Origin of the sequence: Photobacterium lutimaris (assembly GCF_003025555.1) — a bacterium.
GTDB lineage: Bacteria > Pseudomonadota > Gammaproteobacteria > Enterobacterales > Vibrionaceae > Photobacterium > Photobacterium lutimaris.
Window position 1 is genome coordinate 58280 of record NZ_PYMH01000020.1, and the last position, 13263, is coordinate 71542.

The 13263-nt window shown below is 50.7% G+C and carries 1 protein-coding gene; it reads right to left on the minus strand.

The genetic code is table 11. The annotated features are described in order from the left end of the window. Positions 1–24: 24 nt before the first annotated feature. Positions 25–13254 carry a putative Ig domain-containing protein gene (locus tag C9I99_RS25270; RefSeq protein ID WP_107351603.1) on the minus strand — a complete coding sequence of 4410 codons (13230 nt, stop codon included), beginning with the start codon at positions 13252–13254 and terminating at the stop codon, positions 25–27. Between the last annotated feature and the right edge of the window lie 9 nt (positions 13255–13263).

Sequence of the window (13263 nt, forward strand, 5' to 3'; positions counted from 1 at the left end):
GTAAATGGCTGTAACAACATGCCGTTAATCTGTAAAGCTTGGTATCTGATACTTGAGTTTGATGCTCAGGGAATCGACGTCATTTATATCAATGAAATAACGATTAGCCACTATACCTACCTGCCAGTCAGGCGTAATGGCATAGTTAATCTCGAAGCCAACATAGGGGTCAACACCATCATCGCTGTGGGTTATTTTCTGGCCTTGATACAGACTCTCATACTCGGCTTCCCAGAACATAGCCCCCAGTACACCCGCTAGCGATACCTGATGATAACGCCAGAACGCATAGCGGGTGTCGATACCGACCCCCTGCACCAACACTGGTGTGATACGAGATAACGACAGGTGTTTGTCGTCACTCATATTAACGTCCCCAACCAAGGTTGCGCTTGCCTTCCCCTGATCGATATACCTCAGTGTGACATCCCAATTAGCAGTAATGGAATAACCGACACCCAGCGTCCAGTAAAAATCATGATCTTCGATATCGATGATTTGTGCTTGGCTTGTATCAAGATCATCTCGGGCCTTACTCTGCCCTACGTCTGCTTCTAAGTACCAATTCGCCTGTGCTTGTGTACTGATAGATAACATTAGCAACACTATGCCACGCAACAGTAAATTAAAGTGTGCCGTACTCCATTTAAATAGGCTAATCAACATTAGCATCACGATCCCTGTTAACCCCATAGTTCCCCCTCCAGAGTTGCTGACATACCTTGAACTGACATTACTGACAGTAACCTTAACCTGTCCACCCGCAGTCAAACCGAAGGTATCACTGATTTGATAGGTAATCGTATCTACCCCTTCAAACCCTGCCACAGACTGATAACTCAAGGTCTGGTTACTGTTGACAACAACATCACCATGCTCAGCTTGCGCCGAAAGCAGCACTAACGTTTCACCATCAGGATCAAAGTCGTTTGCCAGTACATTAATTTCAACAACATCTTTAGTGACGACTTGTGCCTCGTCATCAACAGCAACCGGAGACTGGCTGTTGACAACATTCACCGTAACAGTCGATGACGCCGTTCCACCTTTGCTATCGGTAATACCGTAATTAATCACGGCATTGCCAAGGAACCCCGCCTCAGCCGTATAGTGCAGTTGATTTTTGATAACCTCTGTTGTCCCAAAACTTTCTGACACACTAGCAATACTAATTTCGTCACCGTCTGCATCACTATCATTGGCTAATACGTTAATGGTGATAGAAGAGTTAATACCAACCACCGCTGTATCTGCTTCAGCAACAGGAAGTGTATTCTCACTCGCTTTTGTCGCAACGCCACCGGGATCCATGATGCTACCGTTTACAATGCCATCATCATCATTCGGGCCTCCATCCTCGATAGTGATCTGAACACACCAATCCCCCTCTTTTAAACCAACAATCCAAAGCTCACTTCCCGGAGGTGGGCAATAACCCGCCTCGCCAGCCGATGATGACAAGTAGTTGTTGCTGTCTATGACAAAATCAAACCAGCCCTTTTGCTCAGAGTATTTCCGATAAACCGCATTTGCTGGTATTGGTAGACGTTGAGGGAAGACAACCTGATAAGTTTTCCCCGGAGTCGGTAAACCATAAGCGATGAAATCAAACACCCCACCAATATTGGTTGCTTCTGTATCACTGCCCAATTGCTGCTCAACTTCATCATCAAAGAGCTGAGTTCCTCCTGAGGCATTAGCCGCGACTGTCACACCTTTACGCAAGCAAACACCAGGATCCCCTTCTATCAGGTAACCATCTGAGTCGAGCGCTTGCTCTTGAAGGACATTACACTCATTGATTGCATCGAGATAATCTGGAATACCATCTTCGTCATTGTCAGCAAAGCCTTCTTCGCTGTCGGGCAGCAGATCACCATCACTATCTTCACTCCCCAGCGAGGCTAATTGCTGTACCACTTCGATATAGATATCTTTGGTAACGGAAGCAGGGCTCGGCGAATCATCTGTGACCGTCAAGTTAATCATGTAATGGCCAGGCGCAAGTTGCTCTGGAGAGAAAACAAACTCATCCTCATCTGTCCCCTGATTAGTGATAAGCGCTTCGTGGGTTTGCCAGTTATATTGATGGCTATCCTTACTATTCGCATCGGTAACATTCGCTTTAATCGTTACCCAATCTGCACTCTTGGTGACCACCTGACGATATTCCGTAGATTGACTGACCAAGACCGTTAATTGAGGAGCAATATTGTCTTCTTTCACCAACAAGCGGAACACAGATTTACTACCTAGGTTTACGCTATTATCTAGCGTAATAACAACTTCCTCATCCCCCTCGCTAATACCATCATCAAAGAGCGTAAATGTAATAGCACCTTCCAAACCTTGCTCGATAACCACATTGCCTGCGACCAAATCATGATCTTGGCTATCAGCCGAACCTGAAACGGTATAAGGAATAACAACTGGGTAAGTGGGTGACTCACCATTGATATACACGGAGGCCTGATAGCTATTACCTTCTGCGGTTACACCATCTTTGTCGATAGACACCAATGGATGGACTATCACACGCTGGCTAGCTTCCGCTTTGTTACCTTGCTTATCTTCAGTGCGCCAGTAAACGATATGATTGCCCGGAGGGAAATAGAATCGATTATCAACCAACGAAACACTTAGTGGGTTACCCAAAGAATCAAATGCTGTCGCAACGCCAAGATCGGCTTTGGTAAATAGTGCTGTCGCATTAAAGGTAACGTCATCAGGCTCATTAATAATTGGCGTGCCTAGTTGAACCTCTCCTTCAATGGTTAGAGTTACTATCGCACTGACTAATTCGCTATATTCATCACTGACCAAGTAACTGATTTGTACATTGCCTGTAAAACCTGCTGGTGCTAAATAGTTAAGCTTGTTGTTCTCGATAGTAACCGTGCCAACACTGGCCTGAGCGGCAACAATACTGAGTGTATCGCCATCAACATCAACATCATTGCTCAATACATCTAACTCAAATTGATTTTGCTCTGAATAGGTTTCCGTGATTGTATCGTCAACGATAATCGGCACATCATTAACCGGCATGATGGTTAAGCTAACTATCGCAATATTTGAAACTGCCCCGGTGTTATCTTTAACCTGATAACTAAACAGATCATCACCAAAGTAGTTTTCAGTCGCTTGGTAGCGAATTGCACCAGTGGAAGTAACAGTCGCCGAGCCACCTTGCGGCATCGAGACAAGTTCTACAGATGTAACGTCCACCAGATCGCCATCATCAACATCATAATCATTACCCAAGACATTAATCTCGAGCGTGCCTTCTTCAACCAATTGAGCTTGGTTATTTATAGCAACCGGAGCATCATTAACAGGCGTGACGGTAATAGTGACCGTTGCCGCTAATGACTCATAACCATCACTATCGGTAATGGAATACGTAATTACCTCGGTACCATTAGCATCTTCGTTAGGCACATACCTCAGTATCCCATCCGCTAACACCGTGGCAGTACCTTTAGTCAAGGACGCTTGATTAGTAAGGGTGATTTGCTGAGCAGTAAACCCGCTTTCTGCACTTCCATCTTCGATATCACTGTCATTGGATAAAATAGCGATTTCAACGGGCTCGTCTTCAAGCGTGGTTGCTTCATCATCCATTGCAACAGGCCTATCGTTTACCGCCCCCACCAATATTTTTATTTTGGCGGCTTCTGATGCTAGACCCACCCCATCAAAAATACGGTACTCCAAAACATCTTGGCCGAAATAGTCTTCACTTGGCAAATAACGAATATTGGCACCATCTTCAATGGTAGCAACACCATTCTCAGGGTGAGTAACAATTTCAATATTCCCTTCAGGTGTACCCTCTTCCGGATCAGTAGCTGCAATCCTTACAGCCAAGACTATAGGATTATCCTCTTCCGTTTTTTCATTAAATGGTGATGCTACTGGTACATCGTTAACAGAAGTGACGGTCACATAAACCGTTGCTAATTCAGACACACTTAATTCACTGTCTTTCACTCTATATGTGAAACTATCATTACCGTAAAAATCTAACTCAGGCTGATAGGTCACTTTTCCGGTACCAGAGTCGAACGTAACAATACCGTGTTCAGGATCAGTTTCTATGCTCACACTCGAAATCACCAAATTTTGATCGATATCGTAGTCGTTATTCAGAATATCAATCATCACAGGCTGATCTTCTTGCGTAGTAGCGACATCATCTTCAGATACAGGCGCATCGTTGACGTTCACCACTTCCAGATTGAAGGCTGTAAGACTAACGGTTTCCGTACCATCACTGACCTTGATAGTGATGTTCGTCGTGGTGCCGACATCGTCATTGGTTGGTGTGCCGCTCAATACACCCGAAGCCGCATTGAAGCTCGCCCACGCAGGCAAGTTGTCGATACTAAACGTCAGATCATCGTTGTCGATATCGCTGGCGCTTGGGGTAAAGCTATAACTGGCGTCCTGCTGCACGCTGGTAGCTGGACTGCCTGAGATCACCGGCGCGTCGTTAACGTTCACCACTTCGAGGCTGAACGCACCCAAACTTACCGTTTCTGTGCCATCGCTTACCTTGATGGTGATGTTCGAGGTCGTCCCCACATCGTCGTTGGTCGGAGTGCCACTGAGCAGACCGCTCGCCGCATTAAAGCTCGCCCACGCAGGCTGGTTTTCGATACTAAACGTCAAGTCATCGTTATCGATATCGCTGGCGCTCGGGGTAAAGCTGTAACTGGCATCTTGCTGCACACTGGTGGCTGGACTGCCACTGATTTGCGGTGCATCGTTGACGTTCACCACTTCCAAGTTGAAGGCCGCCAAGCTGACGGTTTCCGTGCCATCACTGACCTTGATCGTGATGTTCGAGGTCGTGCCGACATCGTCGTTGGTTGGCGTACCGCTGAGCAAACCACTCACAGTATTAAAACTCGCCCACGATGGCTGATTTTCAATGCTGAAGGCCAAGTCATCGTTGTCGATATCGCTGGCGCTCGGGGTAAAGCTGTAACTGGCATCCTGCTGCACGCTGGTAGCTGGGCTGCCACCGATTTGCGGCGCGTCGTTGACGTTCACCACTTCCAGGTTGAAGGCCGCCAGGCTGACGGTTTCTGTGCCGTCACTGACCTTAATAGTGATGTTTGAGGTCGTGCCGACATCGTCATTGGTTGGCGTGCCACTCAATACACCCGAAGCCGCATTAAAGCTCGCCCACGCAGGCTGATTTTCAATACTGAAGGTCAGATCATCATTGTCGATATCGCTGGCGCTCGGGGTAAAGCTGTAACTGGCATCTTGCTGCACACTGGTGGCTGGGGTGCCACTGATTTGCGGTGCATCGTTGACGTTCACCACTTCCAGATTGAAGGCTGTAAGACTAACGGTTTCTGCGCCATCACTGACCTTGATAGTGATGTTCGTCGTGGTGCCGACATCGTCGTTGGTTGGCGAGCCGGAAAGCAAACCGCTCGCGGTATTGAAGCTCGCCCACGCAGGCAGATTATCAATACTGAAGGTCAAGTCATCGTTGTCGATATCGCTGGCGACTGGCGTGAAGCTGTAACTGGCATCTTGCTGCACGCTGGTAGCTGGGCTGCCACTGATTTGTGGCGCGTCGTTAACGTTCACCACCTCGAGACTGAATGAGCCAAGACTATCCGTCGCTACCCCATCGCTGACATGAATCGTGATGTTCAAGGTTGTGCCGACATTGTCATTGGTCGGGGTGCCACTCAATACGCCCGAGGCCGTATTAAAGCTTGCCCACGACGGTTGGTTGTCGATACTGAAGGTCAGATCATCATTGTCGATATCGCTGGCGACTGGCGCGAAGCTGTAGCTCGCATCTTGCTGCACGCTGGTAGCTGGGCTGCCACTGATTTGCGGTGCATCGTTGACGTTCACCACTTCGAGATTGAATGCAGCAAGACTGGCAGTCTCGACGCCATCCGAAACGCTGATGACAATGTTTGAGGTGGTACCGACATCACCATTGTCAGGCAAGCCCGATAAGACGCCGGTCCCAGGGTGGAAATTTGTCCACGCTGGCTGATTTTCAATGCTGAATGTCAGATCATCACTGTCCGCGTCACTATAACTTGGACTAAAGCTGTATACCGCATCTTGGTTTACGCTAGTCGCAGGCGTGCCCGAAATCGTCGGCGCGTCGTTGACGTTGACCACTTCGAGATTGAATGCCACAAGGCTGGCAGTCTCTACACCATCCGAAACGCTAATGACAATACCCGAGCTGATACCAACATCACCATTGGTCGGCAGACCTGACAACACCCCAGTCGCGGGATTGAAACTCGTCCACGAAGGCTGATTTTCAATGCTGAAGATCAGATCATCACTGTCGGCATCGCTATAACTTGGACTGAAGATGTACACTGCATCTTGATTCACTGAGGTGGCTGGTGAACCTGAAATCACTGGCGCATCATTGATATTCACCACTTCCAAGTTGAAGGCTGCAAGACTTACGGTTTCTGTGCCATCACTGACTTTAATAGAGATGTTCGAGGTAGTACCGACATCGTCGTTGGTCGGCGTGCCACTCAATACGCCCGAGGCCGTATTAAAGCTTGCCCACGATGGCTGATTTTCAATACTGAAGGTCAAGTCATCGCTGTCGATATCGCTGGCTACAGGCGCAAAGCTGTAGCTGGCATCTTGCTGCACGCTGGTAGCTGGGTTGCCACCGATTTGCGGCGCGTCGTTGACGTTCACCACTTCCAGGTTGAATGCCGCCAAGCTAACGGTTTCTGTGCCATCACTGACCTTGATAGTGATGTTCGTCGTGGTGCCGACATCGTCGTTGGTTGGCGAGCCGGAAAGCAAACCGCTCGCGGTATTGAAGCTAGCCCACACTGGCAGGTTGTCGATACTGAAGGTCAAGTCATCGTTGTCGATATCGCTGGCCACTGGCGTGAAGCTGTAGCTGGCATCCTGCTGCACACTGGTAGCTGGGCTGCCACTGATTTGCGGTGCATCGTTAACGTTCACCACTTCGAGATTGAACGCACCCAAACTTACCGTTTCTGTGCCATCGCTGACCTTAATCGTGATGTTCGAGGTCGTGCCGACATCGTCATTGGTTGGTGTGCCACTCAATACGCCCGAGGCCGTATTAAAGCTTGCCCAGGCTGGCAAGTTGTCGATACTAAACGTCAGATCATCGTTATCGATATCACTGGCCACTGGCGTGAAGCTGTAACTGGCATCCTGCTGCACGCTGGTAGCTGGGCTGCCACTGATTTGTGGCGCGTCGTTAACGTTCACCACTTCGAGATTGAACGCATCCAAACTTACCGTTTCTGTGCCATCGCTGACATGAATCACGATGTTCGAGGTCGAGCCGACATTGTCATTGGTTGGTGTACCGCTGAGCAAACCACTCGCCGCATTAAAGCTCGCCCACGCAGGCAGGTTGTCGATACTAAACGTCAGATCATCGTTGTCGATATCGCTGGCGCTCGGGGTAAAGCTGTAACTGGCATCTTGCTGCACACTGGTGGCTGGGGTACCACTGATTTGCGGTGCATCGTTGACGTTCACCACTTCCAGATTGAAGGCTGTAAGACTAACGGTTTCCGTACCATCACTGACCTTAATCGTGATGTTCGAGCTAGTACCAACATCATCATTGGTCGGGGTGCCGGAAAGCAAACCACTCGCGGTATTGAAGCTTGCCCACGTAGGCTGGTTTTCGATACTAAAAGTCAGATCATCGTTGTCGATATCGCTCGCCGTCGGCGTGAAGCTGTAACTGGCATCTTGCTGCACACTGGTGCCCGGACTGCCTGAGATCACCGGCGCGTCGTTAACGTTCACCACTTCGAGATTGAACGCATCCAAACTGACGGTTTCTGTGCCATCACTGACCTTGATAGTGATGTTCGTCGTGGTGCCGACATCGTCATTGGTTGGCGTGCCGGAAAGCAAACCACTCGCGGTATTGAAGCTCGCCCACGATGGCTGGTTTTCAATGCTGAAGGTCAGGTCATCGTTGTCGATATCGCTCACTACTGGAGTGAAGCTGTAGGTAGCGTCCTGCTGGACACTGGTGGCTGGGCTACCGCTGACCTGCGGCGCGTCGTTAACGTTCACCACTTCCAGATTGAACGCACCCAAACTGGCGGTTTCAGTGCCATCACTGACCTTAATCATGATGTTCGAGGTGGTACCGACATCATCGTTAGTCGGTGTACCGCTGAGCAAGCCGCTCGCGGTATTGAAGCTCGCCCACGCAGGCAGGTTGTCGATACTGAAGGTCAAGTCATCGCTGTCGATATCGCTGGCTACAGGCGTGAAGCTGTAGCTGGCATCCTGATTGACTGACGTTGCAGGCGACCCCGAAATGCTCGGCGCGTCGTTAACGTTCACCACTTCGAGATTGAACGCACCCAAACTTACCGTTTCCGTGCCATCACTGACCTTGATCGTGATGTTCGAGGTCGTGCCGACATCGTCATTGGTTGGCGTGCCGCTGAGCAAACCACTCACAGTATTAAAACTCGCCCACGATGGCTGATTTTCAATGCTGAAGGCCAGGTCATCGTTGTCGATATCGCTCGCCGTCGGCGCAAAGCTGTAACTGGCATCTTGCTGCACGCTGGTAGCTGGACTGCCTGAGATCACCGGCGCGTCGTTAACGTTCACCACTTCGAGGTTGAAGGCTGCAAGGCTAACCGTTTCTGTACCATCGCTTACCTTGATGGTGATGTTCGAGGTCGTCCCCACATCGTCGTTGGTCGGAGTGCCGGAAAGCAGACCGCTCGCGGTATTGAAGCTCGCCCAAGCTGGCAGATTATCAATACTGAAGGTCAAGTCATCGTTGTCGATATCGCTGGCGCTCGGGGTAAAGCTGTAACTGGCATCTTGCTGCACGCTGGTAGCTGGGCTGCCACTGATTTGTGGCGCGTCATTGACGTTCACCACTTCGAGATTGAAGGCCGCCAAACTGACGGTTTCCGTGCCATCACTGACCTTAATCGTGATGTTCGAGGTGGTACCCACATCGTCATTAATCGGGGTACCGCTGAGCAAACCACTCACAGTATTAAAACTCGCCCACGATGGCTGATTTTCAATGCTGAAGGCCAGGTCATCGTTGTCGATATCGCTCGCCGTCGGCGCAAAGCTGTAACTGGCATCTTGCTGCACGCTGGTAGCTGGGCTGCCACTGATTTGCGGTGCATCGTTGACGTTCACCACTTCGAGATTGAACGCACCCAAACTAACCGTTTCTGTGCCATCACTGACCTTAATAGTGATGTTTGAGGTGCTGCCGACATCGTCGTTGGTTGGCGTGCCGGAAAGCAAACCGCTCGCGGTATTGAAGCTCGCCCACGCAGGCAGGTTGTCGATACTGAAGGTCAAGTCATCGTTGTCGATATCGCTGGCGACTGGCGTGAAGCTGTAGCTGGCATCCTGCTGCACGCTAGTAGCTGGGCTGCCACTGATTTGCGGTGCGTCGTTGACGTTGACCACTTCCAAATTGAACGCACCCAAGCTGACGGTTTCCGTGCCATCACTGACCTTGATAGTTATGTTCGAGGTCGTGCCGACATCGTCGTTGGTTGGCGTGCCGGAAAGCAAACCACTCGCGGTATTAAAGCTCGCCCACGATGGCTGATTTTCAATACTGAAGGTCAAGTCATCGTTATCGATATCGCTGGCGCTCGGGGTAAAGCTGTAACTGGCATCCTGCTGCACGCTGGTAGCTGGGCTGCCTGAGATCACCGGCGCGTCGTTAACGTTCACCACTTCGAGATTGAACGCACCCAAACTGACGGTTTCAGTGCCATCACTGACCTTAATCATGATGTTCGAGGTGGTACCGACATCATCGTTAGTCGGTGTACCGCTGAGCAAACCGCTCGCGGTATTAAAACTCGCCCACGATGGCTGATTTTCAATACTGAAGGTCAAGTCATCGTTGTCGATATCGCTGGCGACTGGCGCGAAGCTGTAGCTCGCATCTTGCTGCACACTAGTTGCTGGGCTGCCACTGATTTGTGGCGCGTCATTGACGTTCACCACCTCGAGGCTGAATGGGCCAAGACTATCCGTCGCTACCCCATCGCTGACATGAATCACGATGTTCGAGGTCGTGCCGACATCGTCATTGGTTGGTGTGCCACTCAATACACCCGAAGCCGCATTAAAGCTCGCCCACGATGGCTGATTTTCAATACTGAAGGTCAGATCATCGTTGTCGATATCGCTCGCCGTCGGGGTAAAGCTGTAGCTGGCATCTTGCTGCACGCTAGTAGCTGGGCTACCGCTAATTTGCGGTGCGTCGTTGACGTTCACCACTTCGAGATTGAACGCACCCAAGCTGACGGTTTCCGAGCCATCACTGACCTTGATAGTGATGTTCGTCGTGGTGCCGACATCGTCATTGGTTGGCGTGCCGGAAAGCAAACCACTCGCGGTATTGAAGCTCGCCCACGATGGCTGGTTTTCAATGCTGAAGGTCAGGTCATCGCTGTCGATATCGCTGGCTACAGGCGTGAAGCTGTAGTTGGCATCCTGCTGCACACTGGTAGCCGGTGTGCCTGAAATAGACGGTGCGTCATTAACGTTAACTACTTCAAGATTGAACGCTGCCAAGCTGACCGTTTCCGTACCGTCACTCACTTTGATCACGATGTTCGAACTGGTACCGACATCGTCGTTGGTCGGTGTGCCACTCAATACGCCCGAAGCCGTATTGAAGCTCGCCCACGAAGGCTGGTTGTCGATACTGAAGGTCAAGTCATCGTTGTCGATATCACTGGCTATCGGCGTGAAGCTGTAGTTGGCATCCTGCTGCACACTGGTGGCTGGCGTGCCTGAAATAGACGGCGCATCGTTGACGTTAATTACTTCCAAGTTAAACGCGGCCAAGCTGACCGTTTCAGTGCCATCACTGACTTTAATCGAGATGTTCGACGTAGTACCGATATCGCCATTGGTTGGAGTGCCACTGAGCAGACCGCTTGCGGTATTAAAGCTAGCCCAGCTTGGCTGGTTTTCAATGCTGAAGGTCAGATCATCGTTGTCGATATCGCTGGCTATCGGCGTGAAGCTGTAGCTGGCATCCTGCTGCACACTGGTGGCTGGCGTGCCTGAAATAGACGGCGCATCATTAACGTTGACCACTTCCAGATTGAACGCGGTAAGGCTCACAATCTCGGTGCCATCACTGACCTTAATCACGATATTCGAGGTAGTACCGACATCATCATTGGCCGGTGTGCCACTCAATACGCCCGAGGCCGTATTAAAGCTTGCCCACGCAGGTTGGTTTTCGATACTGAAGGTCAAGTCATCGTTGTCGATATCGCTGGCTACTGGCGCGAAGCTGTAACTGGCACCTTGATTGACTGAAGTCGCTGGTGTACCGCTGATTTGCGGCGCGTCATTAACGTTGACTACTTCGAGATTGAATGCCGCCAAGCTGACGGTTTCAGTGCCATCACTGACCTTGATAGTAATGTTTGACGTACTGCCAACATCGTCATTAGTCGGTGTGCCGCTAAGCAGGCCGCTTGCGGTATTGAAGCTTGCCCACGATGGCTGATTTTCAATACTGAAGGTCAAGTCATCGTTATCGATATCACTGGCTACTGGTGTGAAGCTATAGCTGGCACCTTGATTGACTGAAGTCGCAGGTGTTCCGCTGATTTGCGGCGCGTCGTTAACGTTAACGACTTCCAGGTTAAACGCGGCCAAGCTGACCGTTTCAGTACCATCACTGACCTTAATAGAGATGTTCGATGTCGTACCCACATCGTCATTAGTCGGGGTACCTGAAAGCAACCCACTCGCGGTATTAAAGCTCGCCCACGATGGCTGGTTTTCAATACTGAAGGTCAGATCATCGTTATCGATATCGCTGGCGCTCGGGGTAAAGCTGTAACTGGCATCCTGCTGCACGCTGGTAGCTGGACTGCCTGAGATCACCGGCGCGTCGTTAACGTTCACCACTTCGAGGTTGAAGGCTGCAAGGCTAACCGTTTCTGTACCATCGCTTACCTTGATGGTGATGTTCGAGGTCGTCCCCACATCGTCGTTGGTCGGAGTGCCACTGAGCAGACCGCTCGCCGCATTAAAGCTCGCCCACGCAGGCTGGTTTTCGATACTAAACGTCAGATCATCGTTGTCGATATCGCTGGCGCTCGGGGTAAAGCTGTAACTGGCATCCTGCTGCACGCTGGTTGCTGGGCTGCCACCGATTTGCGGCGCGTCGTTGACGTTCACCACTTCCAAGTTGAAGGCCGCCAAGCTGACGGTTTCCGTGCCATCGCTGACATGAATCATGATGTTCGAGGTTGTGCCGACATCGTCGTTGGTTGGCGAGCCGGAAAGCAAACCGCTCGCGGTATTGAAGCTTGCCCACGACGGTTGGTTGTCGATACTGAAGGTCAAGTCATCGTTGTCGATATCGCTGGCGCTCGGGGTAAAGCTGTAACTGGCATCTTGCTGCACACTGGTGCCCGGACTGCCACTGATTTGCGGTGCATCGTTGACGTTCACCACTTCCAAGTTGAAGGCCGCCAAGCTGACGGTTTCTGTGCCATCACTGACATGAATCACGATGTTCGTCGTGGTGCCGACATCGTCATTGGTCGGGGTGCCGGAAAGCAAACCGCTCGCGGTATTGAAACTCGCCCACGCAGGCAAGTTATCGATACTGAAGGTCAAGTCATCGTTGTCGATATCGCTGGCGCTCGGGGTAAAGCTGTAACTGGCATCTTGCTGCACACTGGTGCCCGGGCTGCCACTGATTTGTGGCGCGTCATTGACGTTCACCACTTCCAAATTGAACGCACCCAAGCTGACGGTTTCCGTGCCATCACTGACCTTGATCGTGATGTTCGAGGTGGTACCGACATCATCGTTAGTCGGTGTACCGCTGAGCAAGCCGCTCGCGGTATTAAAACTCGCCCACGATGGCTGATTTTCAATACTGAAGGTCAAGTCATCGCTGTCGATATCGCTGGCTACAGGCGTGAAGCTGTAGCTGGCATCCTGATTGACTGACGTTGCAGGCGACCCCGAAATGCTCGGCGCGTCGTTAACGTTGACTACTTCAAGATTGAAGGCCGCCAAACTGACGGTTTCAGTGCCATCACTGACCTTAATCGTGATGTTCGAGGTGCTGCCGACATCGTCATTGGTTGGCGTGCCGGAAAGCAAACCACTCGCGGTATTGAAGCTCGCCCACGATGGCTGGTTTTCAATGCTGAAGGTCAGGTCATCGTTGTCGATATCGCTCACTACTGGAGT